General features: G+C 70.8%; 18 protein-coding genes and 1 tRNA gene. 14 read left to right on the plus strand and 5 right to left on the minus strand.

The genetic code is table 11. The annotated features are described in order from the left end of the window. Nucleotides 1-6: 6 nt before the first annotated feature. On the minus strand, nt 7-1,638 hold the full coding sequence (locus ABD708_RS07375) for a Y-family DNA polymerase (RefSeq protein WP_344752817.1): 1,632 nt from the start codon (nt 1,636-1,638) through the stop codon (nt 7-9). Continuing rightward, nucleotides 1,635-2,372, minus strand: coding sequence for a hypothetical protein (locus ABD708_RS07380; RefSeq protein ID WP_344752819.1), 738 nt, complete (start codon nt 2,370-2,372; stop codon nt 1,635-1,637). The genes ABD708_RS07375 and ABD708_RS07380 overlap by 4 nt, the downstream gene beginning before the upstream one ends. 142 nt (nt 2,373-2,514) lie before the next feature. Between ABD708_RS07380 and ABD708_RS07385 the strand changes: the two genes are divergently transcribed. Together ABD708_RS07385 and ABD708_RS07390 are read left to right on the plus strand one after the other, a co-directional pair. Next, nucleotides 2,515-4,146, plus strand: a complete 1,632-nt coding sequence (locus tag ABD708_RS07385; protein ID WP_344752821.1) for a SulP family inorganic anion transporter — start codon at nt 2,515-2,517, stop codon at nt 4,144-4,146. A 67-nt stretch (nt 4,147-4,213) separates the two neighbouring features. Then, nucleotides 4,214-5,047: an undecaprenyl-diphosphate phosphatase gene (locus ABD708_RS07390; protein ID WP_344752823.1), complete on the plus strand. Its 834-nt coding sequence runs from the start codon at nt 4,214-4,216 to the stop codon at nt 5,045-5,047. A gap of 73 nt (nt 5,048-5,120) precedes the next feature. Here ABD708_RS07390 and ABD708_RS07395 read toward each other — a convergent pair whose 3' ends face one another. After that, a complete protein-coding gene (locus tag ABD708_RS07395; protein ID WP_344752825.1) occupies nt 5,121-5,618 on the minus strand; it encodes a MarR family winged helix-turn-helix transcriptional regulator in 498 nt (165 codons plus the stop codon). A 40-nt stretch (nt 5,619-5,658) separates the two neighbouring features. On the opposite strand from ABD708_RS07395, the gene ABD708_RS07400 reads away from it, so the two are divergent. Both ABD708_RS07400 and ABD708_RS07405 read left to right on the plus strand, forming a co-directional pair. Further along, the gene (locus tag ABD708_RS07400; RefSeq protein ID WP_344752827.1) at nt 5,659-6,564 is read left to right on the plus strand and encodes a DMT family transporter; all 906 of its coding nucleotides are present in this window, start codon (nt 5,659-5,661) and stop codon (nt 6,562-6,564) included. Nucleotides 6,565-6,638: 74 nt separating this feature from the next. Further along, complete coding sequence (locus tag ABD708_RS07405) at nt 6,639-7,691, plus strand: isopenicillin N synthase family dioxygenase (protein ID WP_344752829.1); 1,053 nt, start codon at nt 6,639-6,641, stop codon at nt 7,689-7,691. A gap of 59 nt (nt 7,692-7,750) precedes the next feature. Here ABD708_RS07405 and ABD708_RS07410 read toward each other — a convergent pair. Continuing rightward, nucleotides 7,751-7,836 (minus strand) — tRNA-Leu (locus tag ABD708_RS07410). 121 nt (nt 7,837-7,957) lie between these two features. Here ABD708_RS07410 and ABD708_RS07415 point away from each other — a divergent pair. The 3 genes from ABD708_RS07415 to ABD708_RS07425 all read left to right on the plus strand — a co-directional run bounded on the left by ABD708_RS07415 (nt 7,958) and on the right by ABD708_RS07425 (nt 11,743). Next, nucleotides 7,958-9,268, plus strand: a complete 1,311-nt coding sequence (locus tag ABD708_RS07415) for a M20/M25/M40 family metallo-hydrolase (protein WP_344752831.1) — start codon at nt 7,958-7,960, stop codon at nt 9,266-9,268. Further along, entirely contained in the window at nt 9,268-10,479 is a 1,212-nt protein-coding gene (gene mshC / locus ABD708_RS07420; protein ID WP_344752833.1) for a cysteine--1-D-myo-inosityl 2-amino-2-deoxy-alpha-D-glucopyranoside ligase, read from the plus strand. Before ABD708_RS07415 ends, mshC begins: the two co-directional genes overlap by 1 nt. Nucleotides 10,480-10,690: 211 nt before the next feature. Next, the gene (locus ABD708_RS07425; protein WP_344752835.1) at nt 10,691-11,743 is read left to right on the plus strand and encodes a hypothetical protein; all 1,053 of its coding nucleotides are present in this window, start codon (nt 10,691-10,693) and stop codon (nt 11,741-11,743) included. On the opposite strand, the gene ABD708_RS07430 is transcribed toward ABD708_RS07425, so the two are convergent. Further along, nucleotides 11,650-12,615: a PAC2 family protein gene (locus ABD708_RS07430; protein ID WP_344752837.1), complete on the minus strand. Its 966-nt coding sequence runs from the start codon at nt 12,613-12,615 to the stop codon at nt 11,650-11,652. The two genes, ABD708_RS07425 and ABD708_RS07430, sit on opposite strands and share 94 nt — an antisense overlap. 103 nt (nt 12,616-12,718) lie before the next feature. Here ABD708_RS07430 and ABD708_RS07435 point away from each other — a divergent pair, with 103 nt between their 5' ends. From ABD708_RS07435 to tatC, 7 genes are read left to right on the plus strand one after another with little or no spacing between them, the layout of a single operon-like run. Continuing rightward, nucleotides 12,719-13,390 carry an HAD family hydrolase gene (locus ABD708_RS07435; protein WP_344752839.1) on the plus strand — a complete coding sequence of 224 codons (672 nt, stop codon included), beginning with the start codon at nt 12,719-12,721 and terminating at the stop codon, nt 13,388-13,390. Beyond that, nucleotides 13,387-14,415, plus strand: coding sequence for a tRNA (adenine-N1)-methyltransferase (locus ABD708_RS07440; protein ID WP_344752841.1), 1,029 nt, complete (start codon nt 13,387-13,389; stop codon nt 14,413-14,415). Before ABD708_RS07435 ends, ABD708_RS07440 begins: the two co-directional genes overlap by 4 nt. A 56-nt stretch (nt 14,416-14,471) precedes the next feature. Further along, complete coding sequence (locus tag ABD708_RS07445) at nt 14,472-15,374, plus strand: hypothetical protein (RefSeq protein ID WP_344752843.1); 903 nt, start codon at nt 14,472-14,474, stop codon at nt 15,372-15,374. 19 nt (nt 15,375-15,393) lie between these two features. After that, a complete protein-coding gene (locus ABD708_RS07450) occupies nt 15,394-16,401 on the plus strand; it encodes a helix-turn-helix transcriptional regulator (protein WP_344752845.1) in 1,008 nt (335 codons plus the stop codon). Next, nucleotides 16,398-17,390, plus strand: coding sequence for a helix-turn-helix transcriptional regulator (locus tag ABD708_RS07455; protein ID WP_344752847.1), 993 nt, complete (start codon nt 16,398-16,400; stop codon nt 17,388-17,390). Before ABD708_RS07450 ends, ABD708_RS07455 begins: the two co-directional genes overlap by 4 nt. A gap of 57 nt (nt 17,391-17,447) precedes the next feature. Continuing rightward, entirely contained in the window at nt 17,448-17,672 is a 225-nt protein-coding gene (tatA, locus tag ABD708_RS07460; RefSeq protein WP_344752849.1) for a twin-arginine translocase TatA/TatE family subunit, read from the plus strand. A 3-nt stretch (nt 17,673-17,675) separates the two neighbouring features. Further along, nucleotides 17,676-18,476 carry a twin-arginine translocase subunit TatC gene (gene tatC, locus ABD708_RS07465; RefSeq protein WP_344752851.1) on the plus strand — a complete coding sequence of 267 codons (801 nt, stop codon included), beginning with the start codon at nt 17,676-17,678 and terminating at the stop codon, nt 18,474-18,476. Nucleotides 18,477-18,508: the final 32 nt, after the last annotated feature.

An 18,508-nucleotide genomic window follows, 5' to 3' on the forward strand; every position in this document is an offset into this window, starting at 1 on the left:
GAACCTCTAGTCATAGCGCGCCTCGGCAAGCCAGGACTCCCCGTCGAACAGCAGCAGCCAGGCGATGCCGTCGGCATCGACGACGTTGAAGCGGTGCACCCGGCGCGCGGCCGCCCGGTCCCACCAGCGCTCGTCGACCGTCCACGGGCCGGCCCAGCCGCCGATGGGCCGGGCGAGCCGCAGCGCCTCGGCATGCGAGCCGATCGGGCGCGCCCCGGCCGCGGCGGCGAACAGAGCGGGCTCGCCGTCGACGAGCCCGCGATCGGTGACCGACACAGGCGAGCCCTCTTCCGTCAGCAGCGCGACGGCCACCCGCGGCAGGAACACCGTCGCAGGCAGGGGGTCGGGCAGCGCGCCGGGCCACGGCTGCCCGGCCCGTTCGGCCGTGCCCGCGGGGGAGCGGTCACCCCACGGCACCAGCACCTGCCGGTCGTCGAGCAGCCGGCCGCCGCCGATCTCGGCGGTCACGACGGCATCGTGGCCGAGCATGCTCTGCACGCGGGACAGCGCATGGTGCACCCGCTCGTCGGGCGCGTCGCCCCACAGCCCCTGTTCGTGGTGATGCGCCGCGTCGACGCTCTCGGGCGAGAACACCACCTGCGCGACCGGCGCCGCGAGCGCGCCCGTGCCCGGGCCGGCGCCCTGCAGCTGCCAGCGCAGCCGGTCGACGAGGTCGACGGCGGTGAACCAGCGCGGATGCAGCCAGGTGCGCGAGCTCTCCGCCCCGTCCTCCGTCAGGATCGTCACCGTCACCGCGGTCGCCACCAGCTTCGCCGCGGTGAGCCCGGTGATCACGTCGTCGGCGGTCTGGCGAGCGGCGAAGGCGAGCTGGTCGACGCGATCGACCCCTTCGTCGAAGGCGAGCCGCCGCTCGAGCGCCCGCTGCGGAGCCCGCGGCACGACGACCTGCGCGTCGCGGCCCGTGACGAGGGCGTGCACGCGCGCGCCGGTCGGGCCGAAGCGCTCGGAGAGATCGTCGACGCCCATGCCCGCGAGCGCACCGAGCGTCGGCAGCCCGAGCCGGCGGCACAGTGCCGCGAAGGCCTCGTCGCCCATGACTTCGACGGGCAGCGCAGCGAGGAAGGCGGGGGAGCCGCCCTCGGGCACAACGAGCAGAGGATCGGCAGACGGATGCCTGGCCGCCTGCTCCGCCGCGAACGGGCCGTTGGCAATGCCCGCGCGCGCATCGGGCACCCCGTGCTCGGCGAGCACCCTGAGCAGCACTTCGGCCGCCTCGGCCTCGCCGCCGTAGTACCGGGCCGGCCCGCGCGAGCGCAGGGCGCACATTCCGGGCCTGATCGGCTGCACGCCGGGCACGGTCTGCTCGACGGCGGCGAGGATCGGCTCGAAGAACCGCGCATCGGCCTGCGGGTCATAGGGCAGCACCACGAGCTCCGGGCAGCGCGCCTGCGCCTCGCGCACGCGCAGCCCGCGTCGCACGCCCGCGGCGCGCGCCGTCGCCGAGCAGGCGAACACAAGCCCCTTCTCGATCAATGCGATCGCGTTGTCGCCCGTGATCGAGGGGTGGTCTGGACCGGCTCGACCCGGCGATTTGAGCAGCGCCGCCCTGATCGGCCAGTCGGGGCACCACAGCACGATCGACCGGGTCAGCGCCTGCCCGGCATCGCCCCCGCTCACGAGACCCGCTCCCACCGCAGAGCAGGCACGGCAGCGGTCGGCTGCGCGTCATGGCCATAGTCGCCGGGCAGTCGCAGCCGCGCGACCCGTGGACGGCCGGAGCGCACCTCGGAGCGCACCGTGACGAGCCGCTCGCGCGGGTAGCCGTGCCCGCGCCCAATGCCGACCCAGCGGCTCTCGGTGATGGCGAGCGTCGCCTCTGACCCCGGCCATGCGGGCGCCCCTTGCGGCAGCAGCGAGATCAGCACGGCGCCGCGCTGACGCAGGCGGGCGGCCAGCTTCGCGGCATCCGTATCGCTCACCCGATCGCCCTGCCGCACGACCACGATCGTGAGCGCGTCGGCGAGCGCGGCGGCGACCGACAGCCACGCGCGCCCGGGCTCGCGCACAAGCACGAGCCGGCCCAGCTCGATGCCGAAGTGCGCCGCGGCCTCTGCCCCGAACTCGGGCACGCCGACGACCCCGCACCATGCCCCGTCGGCGCTCGCGGCCGCCATCAGCCCCATCGTGAGGGTCATCGAGCCGGCGACGGAATACACCGCGCCCGCCTGCAGCGCCCCGCCGGGCAGCAGCGAGAGGAAGGCGGGCAGCGTGGGCAGGGCACGGGTGTCGAGCCGGGTGCGCTCCATTCCGGAGATGCGCGACCTGAGCTCGCGGATGCGCTCGAGATCGGCCTGCGCCTTCTCAAAGACACTGCCTTTCTCGAGAGCATCGGATCGAACGGCGTTCCCCACCTCTCCATGTTCGAAGTCTCATTCGAATCTGTCAAGATGAGGAATCCGATCACATCGAACGCTCCTCGAACACCCAGCAAGCGCTCACGAGTCTTCCACGTGCCTCCGACACGGAGTCGCCGGCACCGCCAGAATGGGCACCATGGCACTGCTGGCGGGCGCGACCCGGGCCACCTGGCGCGGCGAGGCCCTCATGGGCATCCCGCTCGCCGCCATGTCGGCGCCGGTCGCGATGGCCTTCGCCCAGTTCGCCGGGCTGCCGCCCACCACGGGGCTCTACGCGCTCATCATCCCCGGCATCGTCTTCGCCTTCTTCGCCGCAACGGGGCGTCTCACGGCCGCCCCGGACGCGGTCGTCGTCGCGCTCATCGCGGCCACGCTGACCCCGCTCGCGCGCCCCGGCACCGCGCACTACGCCGAGCTCGCCGCCGCGCAGGCGCTCGTCGCCGCGGCGGCCTACGCCGTCATCGCCGTCTTCCGCCTCAGCCGCATGACGGTCCTGCTGCCCCGGCCGCTGCTGATCGGATTCTCGGCGGCCGTCGCCCTCGACCTGCTCGTGCGCGAGATCGCGGAGATGTTCGGCATCCGGCTGGCGAGGACCGTGACGGATGCCGCAGCCGACGGCTTCCCGCAGCACGCCGGCACCCTCGTCGCCCGGCTCGACACCGCGAACGTCTGGGCGATCGCGGTCGCGGCGGGGGCGCTCGTGGTGCTGCTCGTCGGCCGTCGGATCGCCCGCCGACTGCCCTGGGAGCTCGCCGTCTACCTCGCCGGGTTCGCGAGCTACCGGGTGTTCGAGCTCGCCGGGCACGACGTCGCGACCGTCGGCCATGTCGGCGGCGGCCGACCGTCGTTCGGCGTGCCGCTCCTCACCGCGGGGGACTGGCTCGCCCTCGTGCCCGGCGCCGTCGTCATCGCGTTCGCCGCCTTCGCCCTGCATCACCACGAGGACCCCGGCTACCAGCCGGCGAGCGCGCGCGACGGCATCGTCTACGGCCTCGCCAGCGCCGCGAGCGGCGTCTCGGGCGGCGTCACGATCGGTCCGTCGCCCGCCCGACGTGCCCGGCTCGACGAGCTGCGCTCGCGCTCCCAGCTGCCGACGCTCGTCGCCGCCCTGCTGATCCTGGTGGGCGTCGTCTTCGGCGGCGGCTTCCTCGGCGACCTGCCGACGCCCGCCTTCGGCGCCATCGCGGCGGTCGCGACCTGGCCGCTGCTGCGCCTGCGCGAGGCGCGCACGCTCTGGCGCGTCTCGAAGGGGGAGTTCCTGCTCGCGCTCCTCGTGTTCGCGGCGACGCTGGCCTTCGGGCCACTGTGGGGGCTCGCGCTGGCGGCGGCACTCGGGCTGCTGCGGCTGCTGCTCGCGGCATCCGCCCCTCCGCTCGACGTCATCGACGCCGACGGGCGCCCCATCGCCTCGCTGCGCGCCGGAGCCCCGCCGCCGCGCGCGACAGCGCCCGGCATCGTGATCGTGCGCCTGGCCGCGCCCATGAACGCGACCACGGCGGGGGCGCTCGCCCGGGGCATCCGCTTCGTGTCGGACGACGCCGGCCCCGGCATCCGTCACCTCGTCCTCGATGGCGAAGCCATCACCGGGATCGACGCGACGGGCGCCGCCGTGCTGCGCCGCGCACTCGCCGAGCTCGCCGACCGCGGCATCTCCGTCGATTACTGCCGAGCGCGCGCGGTGCTGCGCGTCGACCTCGAGCACCACGGCCTGCTCGGCGGCAGCCGGGTGTTCCGCACCTGCCGTGAGGCGCTCGACGAACTCGGTTGAAGGCGGATCGGCCCGATAACCTGTCCGCCTGTGCCCTTTCTCACAGAGCACCCGAAAGGATCCCCGCGTGAATCTCCTGCAAGCGATCATCCTCGGCCTCGTCGAGGGCATCACCGAGTTCCTGCCCGTATCGAGCACGGGGCATCTGACGATCGTCGAGAAGCTGCTCGGGCTGCAGGTCAACGACAAGGGCGTGACGGCCTTCACCGCGATCATCCAGGTCGGGGCGATCATCGCCGTCATCATCTACTTCTGGCGAGACATCGTGCGGCTCGTCGCCGCCTGGTTTCGCGGGCTCGCGAACCGCAACGCGCGCGGGCAGGACTACCGCCTCGCCTGGTTCGTGATCCTCGGCACGATCCCGATCGGCATCGTCGGCCTGCTCGGCCGCCACTTCATCTCGGGGCCGCTGCGCAATCTGTGGGTCGTGGTCGTGGCGCTCGTCGTCTGGAGCGCCGTCATGTGGTTCGCCGAGCGCGTCGCGCTCAAACAGCGCAGCGAAGCGAAGATGAATCTGACGGATGCCATCTTCATCGGCATCGTGCAGTGCTTCAGCCTCGTGCCCGGCGTCTCCCGCTCGGGCGCCACCATCAGCGCCGGCCTGCTGCGGGGGCTGGATCGCGTCGCCGCGACTCGCATCTCCTTCTTCCTGTCGATTCCCGCGCTGATCGCCGCGGGCGGTTTCGAGGCCGCCACCTCGGCCAGCGACATCTCGGCCACCGTCGGCTGGGGCGCGACCGCGGTCGGCACCATCGTCAGCCTGATCGTCGCCTACGTGTCGATCGCGTGGCTGCTGCGCCTCGTGCAGCGTCACCCGATCACGGTGTTCATCTGGTACCGCGTCGCGGTCGCGATCGTGGTCGCACTGCTGCTCGCCTTCGGGGTCATCACCGCGACGTAAGGCGCACCGTCACGTCACCGGTCCTGGCGCCGGTGTCGAGATCTCGGAGCCGGACGCGGCGACGCAACGCCCTCTACGACTCATAGTGCGCGAGCCACGCGGCGAGCGCGGCCTCGAGTGAGGCGCGATCGCGCTCGGGCACCTGCGCGAGCAGCCGCTGCTCGTTGGCGGTGTGCGCGGTAACCGCCGCGTCGATCACCTCGCGCCCGTGCGGGGTGAGCCCGATGACGCGGCCGCGGCCGTCCGCCTCGCTCGGCCGCCTCGTGACCAGCCCCGCCTTCTCGAGCCGGTCGAGGCGCTTCGTCATGCCGCCGGTCGTGATCATGGTCGACTCGGCGAGCTGCCCCGCGCTCAGCTCGAACGGCGCGCCCGCGCGCCGGAGCGCCGCGAGCACATCGAAGTCGCCTTCGGCGAGCCCGTGCCGACGGTATTCGGCGGTGAGCTCGTCGGTGAGATGGGCCGCGAGCCGGTGCAGCCTGCCGATGACGCCCATCGCGCTCGTGTCGAGCTCGGGCCGCTCGCGCGACCACTCGGCCTGGATCTGCGCGACTCTGTCTTCGAACTTCGCCATGGACAGGAATATACCTTTCGGGGAAGCTATTTTAACTTCCATGGAAGATATCAAGCGGTGGCTGCCCGTCGCCGCGATCGCGCCGATCGCCTGGGGCAGCACGTACTTCGTCACGCGCGAGTTCCTGCCGCCCGATCCGCTCTGGGGCGCGGCGATCCGCGCGTTGCCGGCGGGTCTCGTGCTGCTCGCGTTCGTACGACGGATGCCGCACGGGTCATGGTGGTGGAAAAGCGCGGTGCTCGGCATCCTGAACGTCGGCGCCTTCTTCGTGCTGGTGTACGCCGCGGCGCAGCTGCTGCCGACGAGCCTCGCGTCGACGATCATGGCGAGCTCGCCGGTCGCCCTCGCGCTGATCGCCTGGCTGATCGTGGGGGAGCGGCCGAGCGGCGTGCGGCTCGCCGGCGCCGTCGTCGGCGTCGCCGGGGTGTGCGTGATGCTCTGGGGCGGGCGGATGCCCGTGAGCGGCACCGGCGTCGCGGCATCCGTCGCCGCCATGCTGATGTCCTCGTTCGGCTTCATCCTCGGCAAGCGGTGGAACGACGAGGTCGGCCTGCTCGCCTCGACGTCATGGCAGTTGACGGCCGGCGGCCTGATGCTGCTACCGGCCGCCGCGATCGTCGAGGGCCCGCCGCCTGCCGTCGACGCACGCGCGCTCGCGGGCTACGCGTACGTGACGGTCATCGCGACGGCCGTCGCCTACGTCGCGTGGTTCGCGGCGCTGCGGCACCTGCGCGGGGACGCCGTCGGCCTCGCCGGCCTCCTGAACCCGGTGACGGGCGTCCTTCTCGGCGTCTTTCTCGCCGGAGACGCCTTGGGGGTGCGCCAGCTGCTCGGGCTGGCGCTCGTGCTCGGCGGCATCATCGCGCCGCTGATCCCCAGACGGGCACGCCGTAACCCGCAGGAAACCCGGGCCGACATAGTGTGGGAACGCTCGAGTTCAACATGACAGCGAGGCCCTTCGGCCGGGAAAGCGGACACCTCCGAGCGGTCACCGTCACGCCCACGCGAAGGAGAACCATCATGAGCACATTCGAAGTCCCCACCGTCGACATCACTCCGTACGTCGCAGCCGGTACGACCGCCGAGAAGGCCGCCGTCGCGGCCGCGGTCGACGCAGCCTGCCGCGAGGTCGGCTTCATCCAGATCACCGGCCACGGCGTAGACCCTGCGGCCGCCGACGGCCTCGCCAGCGCCATCGACGACTTCTTCGCGCTGCCGCTGGAGACCAAGAAGCAGTGGGTGCGCCCCGCTGCGGAGAACCGCGGCTACACAGCCCCGAAGTCGGAGACGCTGGCGCTCAGCCTCGGCGTGCAGTCCGAGACCCGCATGAAGGACTTCTTCGAGGCGTTCAACGTGGGCTCCGCGGCATCCGATTATCCCGATATCGCGCTGCTCGCCGAGCACTACGCGGAGAACACGTGGCCAGAGATTGCGGGCTTCCGCGAGCGTATCGACGCCTGGCGGGAAGAGGCGGGCCGTGTCGCCCGCACCGTGGTCGCGATCTTCGACGATGCGCTCGGGCTCCTGCCCGGCACGATCGAGGCCCTCGCCGCGCACCCCATCGAGGTGTTGCGCATGAACAACTACGCCCTGCCCGACGGCACCACGGTCGAGCTCGACGAGGACTTCATCGGCATGGGGGAGCACACCGATTACGGCATCGTGACGATCCTGTGGGCCGACCAGGCGAAGGGTCTGCAGGTGCTGCACGGCGGCGAGTGGCACGACGTGAGCCCCGCCGACGGGGCGCTGCTCATCAACCTCGGCGACCTCACCACGCGGCTCACCAACGAGCAGTGGCTGTCGACGCTGCACCGCGTCAAGCCGCCGATCCACGTGGTCGACGGCATCGGGACGATCCAGCGCCGCCGCTCGGCCGCCTACTTCTTCGACGGTGACGCCGAGGCGACGGTCGGCCCGCTCCCCGGTTTCGTCGACGACGCGCACCCGCGCGTCTACAGCGACGTCACGGTCGACGAGCACATCCAGGCGAAGCTGCGCGGCTCGCGCGCGGGAGTGGTGAATACGGATGCCGCACGCGAGGCAGACCGCGTGCTGAACGCCCTGAGCTGAGCCACTTAACGAGAAGAACCCCTGGTCGCCCAGGGGTTCTTCTCGTGTTGATCACACTGTGCGCGAGGGGGGACTTGAACCCCCACGCCCTAATACGGGCACTAGCACCTCAAGCTAGCGCGTCTGCCTATTCCGCCACCCGCGCGCACTTTCCGGCTGCCGAATCTCTCAGGCCGCCGAAGAAAAACCTTAGCACGGATTCAAGGACGACCCGTTCACCCGGGCCCTCTGCGAAGACCCCTTCGCGCACCGGCTAGCGTAAGAACATGACCGACCTCGCGCGCCCCGAACCCGACGAGACCGCGCTCATCGCGAGCGAGCTGATCCGCTTCGACACCACGAACTACGGCGAAGGGAAGTCGAAGGGCGAGACGGAGGCCGCGGAATACGTCGCTGCGAAGCTCGAAGCGCTAAGCCTCACGCCGCAGCTGTTCGACTCTGCGCCCCGGCGCACCAGCGTCGTCGCGCGCGTGCCCGGCCGGAACAGCGCGAAGCCGGCCCTCGTCATACACGGCCACCTCGACGTCGTTCCCGCGGACCCCACGCAGTGGAGCGTCGACCCGTTCGCCGGCGAGATCAAGGACGGCATGCTGTGGGGCCGCGGCGCCGTCGACATGAAGAACGTCGACGCGATGATGCTCACCGCGCTCGGCGATGTGCTGAAGGACGGCGGCCAGCCCGAGCGCGACCTCGTCATCGCGTTCTTCGCCGACGAGGAGAACGGCGGCGGCTTCGGCTCGCATTTCCTCGCGCGCGAGCACCCCGAGCTCTTCGCCGGCGCCACCGAGGCGATCAGCGAGGTCGGCGGCTACTCGATCGACATCGAAGGCAAGCCCGCCTATCTGCTGCAGACGGGCGAGAAGGCGATGATCTGGGCGAAGCTCGTCGCCGAGGCGCCCGCCGGGCATGGCTCGCGGCTCGTGAAGCGCAACGCGGTCACCGAGCTCGCCGAAGCGGTGGCGAAGATCGGCCGCCTCGAGTTCCCGGTGCAGCTGACCGAGACGACGAGTGAGCTCATCGCCGAACTTGCCCGCATCCTGGGCACCGACCCCCAGCAGCTCGGCCCCGACGAGCTCGTGCTCCGCACCGGCTCCGCTGCCGGCTTCATCACGGCGACCCTGCGCAACACCGCCAACCCGACGATGCTGACCGCCGGCTACAAGTCGAACGTCATCCCCGAGCGGGCCGAGGCCCGCCTCGACATCCGCCCCCTGCCCGGGCAGGAGAACGAGGTGCTCAGGCTCATCGACGAGCTCATCGGCGAGAACGTCCGCATCGAGCTCGTCGTGAAGGACACCGGACTCGAGAACCCGACCACGGGCGAGCTCGTCGACGCGATCGGTGCCGTGATCGAGCGCCACGACCCCGGCGTGCCCGTGCTGCCGTACCTGATGCCCGCCGGCACCGACAACAAGGCGCTGTCGACGCTCGGCATCAGGGGGTACGGATTCGCCCCGCTCAAGCTCCCCGCCACGCTCGACTTCCCGGCCCTGTTCCACGGCATCGATGAGCGTGTGCCGCTCGACGCGCTCACCTTCGGCCGCGCGGTTCTCGCCGACCTGCTGGCGAGCTACTGATGGCGCAGGCGTGGCCGCAGCCTGAGCTTCCCGACGTGCTCGGCCGCGGCCTGGCGCCGCTCGTGTACGACAGCGCGAGCGACGCCCTGGTCACAGCGGCGCCCGCGGGCGAGACGGCGACCCTGTACGTCTGTGGCATCACGCCGTACGACGCGACGCACCTCGGGCACGCGAACACCTACGTCGCCTTCGACACGCTGCAGCGCCTCTGGCGCGACGCGGGATTCGCAGTGCGGTACGCGCAGAACATCACCGACGTCGACGACCCGCTGCTCGAGCGGGCGGCGCGCGACGGCATCGACTGGCGCGACTTGGCGGCGACGGAGATCGACGGATTCCGCGCGGATATGGCCGCTCTCGAAGTCATTCCCCCCGACGCATATGTCGCGGTGACCGAACGCATCGAGCCGACCGCCGTCGCCGTCGCCGAGTTGCTCGCCCAGGGGCTCGCCTACCGTGTGGACGACGACATCTACTTCGACGCCACCGCGGCCGCCGACGTGTCGCCCTGGAGCCTCGGGCAGGAGAGCCGGCTCGCGCCCGACGAGATGCTGCCGATCTTCGCCGAACGCGGCGGCGACCCAGACCGCGCCGGCAAGCGCGACCCGCTCGACCCGCTGCTGTGGCGCGCCCGCCGCGACGGAGAGCCCTGGTGGGACTCACCCGTCGGCCCCGGCCGGCCTGGCTGGCACATCGAGTGCGCCGTCATCGCCCTCGACGAGCTCGGCGACACGGCGACCGTGCTGGCCGGCGGCTCCGACCTGCTGTTCCCGCACCACGAGTTCAGCGCGGCGCACGCTTCTGCGCTCACCGGCGAGCCGGCCGCACAGTTATATGCGCACGCGGGCATGGTCGCCTATCAGGGCGAGAAGATGTCGAAGTCGCTCGGCAATCTGGTGAAGGTGAGCGAGCTGCGGGCCAGGGGGGCCGACCCGCGCGGCATCCGTCTCGCGCTGCTCTCCCACCACTACCGCGATGATTGGGAGTGGACGGATGCCTCACTGCCCGACGCGCTCGCGCGCCTCGGGCGCTGGCAGGCCGCGCCGATCGCCGACGACGGTGGCGCGTCGCTCGCCGCCCTGCGCGAGGCGCTGCACCGCGACCTCGACACCCCCGCCGCATTGGCGGTCGTCGACGCCGCGGTCGCGGCCGGCGGTCTGTCGCCCGAGCTGCGGGCAGGCATCCACCTGCTCCTCGGCATCAAGCTCTGACGCAGCGCACGTCCGCACCCCGCCCGCCCCGCCTCTCCCCGCCAGCGGAAGGGATTCGGCTCTCATGCCGGCGTGTCGTCAGCAACACGCCGAGCCCGCTCCCGAATCCCTTCCGATGGCTCGACCAGCACAGGCGCCAACTCGGCGGAGATCTCCACAGAACAGAGTCCGGCGCCCGGCGCCACCCCGCTGCGCCGGTCACACTCGCCTGATGCAGACTCCGCTGTGCGCACTCGGCCACATCGCCTCGCTCGCCGAGCTGCGCCGACGTGGATTCGGCCCACGAGAGATCGCCGCGCTCCGCACGAACCCCCTGTGCTACCAACCCCGCCGAGGCTGGTATGCCTGCGCCCACCTCAGCTCAGACGAGATGGTCGCCGTCTCGTGCAGCGGCAGGATCGACTGCGCCAGCGCACTCCGCGCCGACAAGATCTGGGTCGGCGACGTCAAGGGACACCTTCACCTTCGTCTTCCCGGCACCGGTGGCAGGACGACTCAGCGCCTTCGTGCCACCCGACGACGAGTGGTCGCGCACTGGCTGCGCCCGAGAAGGCGCGGCGACAAACTCTACGTCTCGGTCTTCGATGCCCTGCGGCAGGCGATGGACTGTCTGCCGCCCGACGATCTCATCGCCGCGATCGAGTCTGCGGTTCACCTGACCAAGCTCACGAAGGAAGCAGCCCTCGAGCTGATCGCATCGGCACCGAAGCGCCTGCGAAAAGTCCTTCGCGAGGTCGACACCGAATTCCGCGCTCAATCGGGGCTCGAGACCAAGGTGCGGCTGCGGTTCACCCGGCTCGGCTATCACGTCGAGCCGCAGGCGTACGTGCCCGGCGTCGGACACGTCGACAACCTCATCGAGAACATCATCGCCCTCGAGACGAACGGCCGCGATCACGAGGACAGCCGCAGCGACGACTACTACCGCGACCTCGGAACCGAAGCCTGGGGCATCCGTGTCCTCATCGCGGACCCTGCCCTGATCGATGAGCACTGGTCGGTCATTCAGGGGGTGGTCGAGCGGACGATCGCCGAGGTGCGGCAGCTGCGCGCCCTCAACGGAAGGGATTTGGACGGCGCGCCGCGAAAAGCCCGACGACACGCCGACCGCGCGCCCGAATCCCTTCCGCTGGGCGTGAGATGGGCAGCGAGACCGGAGAGCGAGCCGCCTCAGCTGCTGGGGCGCCAGGGCTCAGACGGGCCGCCGCCGCCCGCGGTGCCCCCGTCGCGGCCGTCCCGCCCGTCGGGGTTGCGGCGCAGGTAGCGCTCGAACTCCTGCGCGATCGCCTCGCCGCTCGCCTCGGGGGAGTCGACCGTGTCGCGCGCCTGCTCGAGCTGCTCGATGTAGGCGGCCATGTCCTCGTCCTCGCCGGCGAGCTGGTCGATGCCGCGCTCCCACTCGGCGGACTCCTCGACGAGCTCGCCACGCGGGATCGTCACGTCGACGAGCTCCTCGAGCTTGTCGATGATGGCGAGCGTCGCCTTCGGGCTCGGCGCGTTGTGCACGTAGTGGGGCACGGATGCCCAGATGGAGATCGTCGGAATGCCGACTGCCTCGGCCGCATGCCCGAGGACCCCCAGGATGCCGGTCGGCCCCTCGTACGTCGAGCGCTCCAGCGACAGCTCGCGGCGCACCGCCGCGTTGTCGCTGGTCGCCCCCACCGAGATCGGCCGCGTGTGCGGCACATCGGCGAGCAGGGCGCCGAGGAAGACGATCGCGTCGACGTCCGCGGCGAGCGCGGCGTCGATCAGCTCCCCGGCGAAGGCCTTCCACGCCCTCGACGGCTCGGTGCCGAGCAGCAGGTAGATGTTGCCGGCGTTATCACCCGTGATGCCGAGCTCGGCGTCCTCGGCGAGCGCGCGCGGCCGCCTGCCCGGCTCGGACGGCCCGTAGAGCACGGCGCCCGGCCACTGCAGGATGCGCTTGCCCTCGTCGTCGAACTTCGAGATCGGCCGCGTGAACTGGAAGTCGTAGAAGACCTCTGGGTCGATCTCATGCAGGGGCACGACGTCGAGCACGTCCTTCAGGGCTCTGACCGCGCCGGTGGCCGCTTCGCCCGCATCGTTCCAGCCCTCGAAGGCCACGACCAGGATTCGACCGTTCAGGATGCCCTTGTCGTCTGCGCCGTCAGTCAAACGCCACCTCGCCCTTCCGTAGCTCAGATTGCGTCTCACCAGGATAGGCCCGGGTGGCTCCGCACGCCCGGTGCGACCTGGGTCCCCGATAGACTCGAGACCCGTGACCCAGCTCCCCGCGGCCGTCCTCTTCGACATGGATGGCACGATCGTCGACACCGAGCCGTACTGGATGACGGCGGAGTCCGAGCTGGTGCACTCCTGGGGCGGCACCTGGACCCATGACGACGGCTTGACCCTTGTCGGCAACGGCCTCGAGGTCTCGGCCGCGGTGCTGCAGTCGCGGGGAGTAGACCTCGACATCGCGACCATCATCGAGAAGCTCACCGACCGCGTCACCGAACAGCTGGCCGAGGTCGGCGTGCCCTGGCGCCCCGGCGCGCAGGAACTGCTGCGCGAAGTGCGCGAGGCCGGCGTCAAGACCGCGCTCGTCACCATGTCCTTCCGCCGCATGGCCGAGCAGATCGCGAGCTACATCCCGTTCAACCCGTTCGACGTGATCGTCTCCGGCGACGAGGTCGAGAACCCGAAGCCCCACCCCGAGGCATACCTCACGGCGGCGCAGCGGCTCGGCGTTCCGGCATCCGATGCGGTCGCCATCGAGGACTCGCTCGGCGGGTTGGCCGCCGCGGTCGCCGCCGGCACCGTCGCGATCGGCGTGCCGCATCTGGTGCCGCTGCCCGAGACGGGCGACCACACCATCTGGCCGACGCTCAAGGGGCGCACGCTCGCCGATCTGCGCGCTCTGGCCGCAGAGAAAGCACCGCAGGCATGACCGAGACCCCCGTCGGCACCCTGGCCTTCAGCGGGCCGTTCCGCGCCGGCGACCGCGTGCAGCTGACCGGCCCCAAGGGCCGCATGAACACGATCACGCTGAAGCCCGGCGAGAAGTTCCACACCGAGCGCGGCTTCATCGCGCACGACGACGTCATCGGCCAGCCCGATGGCACGGTCGTCGCGAACTCGACGGGCGCCCTGCACCTCGCGCTGCGGCCGCTGCTCAAGGACTTCGTCATGTCGATGCCCCGCGGCGCCGCGATCGTCTACCCGAAGGACGCCGCCGCGATCCTCGCGAAGGCCGACATCTTCCCGGGCGCGACGGTGGTCGAGGCGGGAGTGGGTTCCGGCGCGCTCTCGCTCTGGCTGCTGCGCTCCATCGGCGCCGAGGGCCGGCTCGCCAGCTTCGAGCGCCGCCAGGAGTTCGCCGACATCGCCATGGGCAATGTGGCCGGGTTCTTGGGGTACCGGCCGGCCAATTTCGACATCACGGTCGGGGATCTGACGGATGCCCTGCCGAACGCATTCGCAGAGGGAACGGTCGACCGGGTGGTGCTCGACATGCTCGCCCCGTGGGAGCCGCTCGAGGCTGTCGCGACCGCCCTCAAGCCCGGGGGAGTGCTGCTCTGCTACGTCGCGACGGTGACACAGCTGAGCCGCGTCGCCGAGGCGATCCGCGACACCGGGCACTTCACGCACCCTGACGCCGACGAGACCATCGTGCGCGGCTGGCACGTCGAGGGGCTCGCCGTGCGCCCCGACCACCGCATGGTCGGCCACACGGGATTCCTCATCACGGCCCGGCGCCTCTCACCGGGGGCCGAGCTGCCCGAGCTCAAGCGCCGCGCCAGCAAGAAGAGCTACACCGACGAGGACGTCGAGCTGTGGACGCCCGGGGCGCTCGGCGAGCGCGGCAAGAGCTCCAAGGTGCTGCGCAAGAAGGCCCGCGAGGCCCAGCGCATCGCCGACGCCCGACTCGGCGACGAGACCAGCCCCGATGCCGACCCCGAAGAGACGCCATAGCTCTCTCCACTAGAGTGTCGTCCGCCACCACGAGCCCGTCCATCGAAAGAGCACCCGTGCGCCGTTCCCTTCCCGCCCTGATCGCCCTCGCCGTCATCGCAGGCACCGCCCTCACCGGCTGCGCCGGCAATTCCATCGGCGCCTCGGCCGCCTGCGACGTGAAGAGCGGCAGCGGCTCCGAGTCGATCAGGGCGACCGGCGGCTTCGGCAAGAACCCTGAGGCCAAGGTGCCTTCGCCCCTCAACGTGAAGACGGCGCAGTCGACCACCCTGATCCAGGGCGATGGGAAGAAGGTCGGTGACGGCGGCGTCGCCGAGGTGTACCTCACCCTGTTCGATGGCGCGAGCGGCCAGATGGGGGCCGAGACGTCCGCGAACTTCGTCCCGGTGACGTCGAAGGCGCTCGGCGCGGGTCTCGCCGGCGCGATCGGCTGCGCCACGGTCGGCTCGCGTCTCGCCGTCGTGATCCCGCCGAAGCAGGCCGCGCAGTTCAACGCCCCGGAGGGCTCGTCGATCGCCGCCATCGTCGACGTCAAGGACGCCTTCCCGAACCGCGCCACCGGCAGCCGCCGCACTCCGCCGGCCGGCTTCCCGACCGTGGTGCTGGCCCCGAACGGACAGCCCGGAATCGTGATCGGCTCGCACCCCGAGCCGAAGAAGGTCCAGTCGGCGGTGCTGCGGCAGGGCGACGGCAAGGTCGTGAAGAAGACCGACGCGCTGATCGTGCAGACGCAGATCGTCAACTGGTCAGACCCGACGAGCGCGACAGGCACGTGGGAGAACGGCTCAGCCACGCTGCAGACCCTCAGCGACGGCAGCGTCCTCTCGAAGGAGCTCATCGGCCAGAAGATCGGCTCGCAGATCATCGTGCTGACCCCGGCCAGCAAGAGCCAAGACGGCAACGCGTCCGTGACGGTCGTCGACATCCTCGGCAGTGTCCCTGCCGCCGCTGCGCAATAGGCCAAATAGGCTGGGGCATATGCCCCGTATCGTCCCGCCCGAAGAGCGGCAGTTCGCGCTTGTGCTCGCGCTGCTCGCGACCGAGCAGGGGCTGACGAAAGAGCAGATCCTCTCGACGGTCGACGGGTATCACCAGAAGTACACGCCGAACGGCGACAACGGGAACCTCGAGCGGCAGTTCGAGCGCGACAAGGACGCCCTGCGCGAGCTGGGCGTGCCGCTGGAGACAGTGGACGCGCCGGGGCAGCAGGGCAACAACCAGCTGCAGAGCTATCGCGTCTCCAAGGGCGACTACGAGCTCCCCGATGACGTGACCTTCACGCCGACCGAGCTCTCGCTGCTGCAGCTCGCCGGCACGGTCTGGCGCGAGGGGTCCCTCTCCGGCGATATGCGCCGCGCGATGATCAAGCTCCGTGCGGCAGGGATCGAGCCCGACGGCTCGATGCTCGGCTACGCGCCCCGGCTCAAGCAGCTCGAGCCGGCCTTCGCCCCGCTCACGCAGGCGATCGAACGCCACGAGACCGTGGTCTTCCCCTACCTGCGCCCCGGCCGCCGCGTCGCCCGCCAGCACACGATCAAGCCGCTCGCGCTGTTCCAGTTCCGCGGCCGGTGGCTGTTCATGGGACTCGACGCGGTGCCGTACGGCGCACGCGAGCACAAGCTCACCTTCCTGCTCTCGCGCATCGTCGGCGACGTCGTCTCGACGCACGAGCGCTTCGAGCCGCCTCCTGGCGACCACAGCGCAGAGGCGCTCGCCGAGCTCGAGCGGCTCTGGGAGCGCAACACGGCGACCGTCGCGGTCGAGCCGGGCAGCGACGCCGCGATCCGCCTCGGCCGGCGCTACGGCGGCACGACGCCCGACGGCCGGCTGCTGATCGTGCACTACAGCGATCTCACGCTGCTGGCCGACGAGCTCGCCGGCTACGGCCCCGAGGCGACCGTCATCGAGCCGATCGAGCTCGCGCAGGCCGTCGTCTCGCGGCTCGAGGCCACCGCCTGGGCGCATCGGGCGCAGGAGACGGCATGAGCCCCCGTCCCGCCTACGCCGCCGACCGGCTCGCGTTCCTGCTCTCGGTCGTGCCGTACCTCATCGACCACCCCGGCGTCCCGGTGGCGGAGGCGGCCGCCCACTTCGGTCTCACCCCCGACGAGATGCAGGCGCAGGTCGAGCGCATCACGGGCATGGGTGTGCCCGGCACGACGAAGACCTACGGCCCTGAGGACCTGTTCGACATCGACTGGGACGCGCTCGACGACGACGGCCGCATCTTCATCACGAACCGGGTCGTCATCGACGACGCCCCGCGCTTCTCCGCTCGCGAGGCCGCCGCCCTGATCGCAGGGCTGCAGTACCTGCAGGCGATTCCCGGAACGACCGACACCGAGGCCCTCGCCGGCCTGATCGCGAAGCTCGCACGCGGCGCGTCCGCCACGCCGCCGCCCGTCGCGATCGACCGGGGAGTGACGGATGCCGGGCTCGATGTCGTCCGCGACGCGCTCGCCCGCGGCATCCGTCTCGAGTTCGACTACCTGAACGGCCGCGGCGAGCTCGAGCGCCGCCCGGTCGACCCGCTGCGCCTCGAGAGCCGCGACGACGTCTGGTACCTGCGCGGCTGGTGCCACCTGCGCCGTGACGTGCGCGTGTTCCGCGTCGACCGCATGAACGACGTGACGGCGACGGATGCCCCGGCCGAGCACACGCCGGACGAGATCGCCCTCTCCGAGACGCTCTTCGACCCCAGCGCGGAGGATCTCGTGGTCGAGGTGCGGCTCGCGACGAGCGCGATCCCCGGGTTCGCCGAGTATCTCTCAGACGATTCGAAGCTCGTGCCCGACGGCGAGGGCTTCGTGCGCACCAGCATCCGCGTCGCCCATTTCCACAGCCTGAAGCGGCTGGCCGGCACCATGCCGGGGCTGCTCACGGTGGTGGGCCCGCCCGAGGCGCGGACGGCTGTGGCCGCCTGGGCGCAGGCCGGTGTCGAACGGTATCGAACCGCTCGCGCAGAACACGGTTAGACTGCGTGGGATGCCCGCACCAGGCATCCTCACACTCCCGCAAAACAAGGAACGAAAATGCCTTTTCTTCGCGACCTAGGCGGATGGCACCTGCTGATCATCCTCGTGATCATCGTGCTGCTGTTCGGGGCAACGAGGCTCCCGGCCGTTTCGAAGAGCATCGGCCAGTCCGTGCGCATCTTCCGCCGTGAAGTCAAGACCATGAAAGACGAGCCGAGCGCCGAAGACGACGCCGCTGCCGAGCGCAAGCCGTCCAGCACCGCCGCTGACGACAAGAAGTAATCCGTGAGCGCCACCGCCGCGAAGGCCGGGCGCGCCGCCAAAGATCCCGACGGGCGGATGTCGCTCGGTCAGCACCTGATCGAGCTGCGCAACCGCGCCATGATCGCCGCCGCCGGAATCATCGTGGCGGCGATCGGCGGCTGGTTTCTGCAGCCGTTCGTGTGGGACGCCCTGAGCGCGCCGATCCACGCGCTCGCCGACAGCCGGAACGCGACGCTGAACTATCCGTCGTTGACGGCCGCCTTCGACCTGCGGATGCAGCTGACGCTGTACATCGGGCTCGTCATCTCGTCGCCCCTGTGGCTGTACGAGATCTTCGCCTTCCTCACGCCCGGGCTCACCGGCAAGGAGAAGCGGTACATCTTCGGGTTCTTCTTCTCCGCGGTGCCGCTCTTCCTCGGCGGTTGCGCCTTCGGCTGGTATGTGGCGCCGCACATCGTGACACTGTTCGCGAGCTTCGCGCCCGAGCAGGACGCGTCGATCCTGAATGCGGGCGACTACCTCACCTTCATGCTGAAGCTGATCCTCGCCGTGGGTGTCGCCTTCGTGACGCCGGTGTTCATCGTGCTGCTCAACATGATGGGCATCATCTCTGCCGCCTCGATCATCAAGGCGTGGCGCTGGGCGGTCCTCGGCTCGATCATCTTCGCGGCGCTCGCCACGCCGTCGACCGATGTCGTCTCGATGCTGATCCTGGCGGTGCCGCTCGTGCTGCTGTATTTCGCGGCCGCCGCGTTCACGTGGGTGCACGACAAGCGGAAGAACCGTGCCGCCGCGAACCTGGATGCCGAGCTCGCCACCTGACGCGCAGCTCACCGCACAGCACCGGCACGTAG

The organism is Gryllotalpicola koreensis, assembly GCF_039538185.1.
GTDB classification, from domain to species: Bacteria; Actinomycetota; Actinomycetes; order Actinomycetales; family Microbacteriaceae; genus Gryllotalpicola; species Gryllotalpicola koreensis.